The following is a 653-nucleotide window of genomic DNA, read 5'->3' as shown; positions in this document are numbered from 1 at the left end:
TTTCACCCGCGACTGTCAGCAGGGTGCTCCGGCGGGCGGGTTTGTCGCGGTTGCGTGATCTGGAGCCCACCGAACCGGTGCGCTGCTATGAACATGAGCATCCCGGTAACCTGATCCACCTCGATATCACGCGCCTCGGTCGCTTCGAACGCACCGGGCACAGGACCACAGGCAACCGGAGCGGCCAGTCGAACAGCCGCGGGATCGGCCGGGAATACGTGCATGCCTGCATCGACGATGCTTCGCGGCTCGCCGTCACACAGATATACCCAGACGAGACGGCCGTGAGCGCCGTAGCCCATCTCATGGCGGCGGTGGAATGGTATGCGTCGATGGGTGCCACGGTCGCGCGGGTGATGACTGACAATGGATCGTGCTACAAATCTCATGCCTTCAAGGCCGCCTGCACCGGGCCGGGCCAGCATCATCTCCGGACCCCGCCCTACACGCCGCAGACAAACGGCAAGGCCGAAAGATCCATTCAGACCGCCCTGCGAAAATGGGGCTATGCCCGTGCCTACCGACCATCAGAGGACCGCGCCGCAGACCTGCCAGTCCGGACCCACCTCTACAAATGGCACCGACCACACTCGGCGCTAAAATCAAAGCCGCCCCTCGGTCGACCAGGATTGGATCGGAACAACCTGTTGAGG

General features: G+C 63.2%; 1 protein-coding gene. It reads left to right on the top strand.

Annotated elements, in window-relative coordinates:
• The coding region (locus ACEWPM_RS19780) for a DDE-type integrase/transposase/recombinase (protein ID WP_420768119.1) at positions 1–653 on the top strand (653 nt) is incomplete at both ends.

Origin of the sequence: Roseovarius maritimus, assembly GCF_043355895.2 — a bacterium.
In the GTDB taxonomy this organism is placed as follows: domain Bacteria; phylum Pseudomonadota; class Alphaproteobacteria; order Rhodobacterales; family Rhodobacteraceae; genus Roseovarius; species Roseovarius maritimus.
The sequence above is the reverse complement of the archived record's forward strand: the minus strand, read 5'-3'. Positions and strand labels throughout refer to the sequence as shown.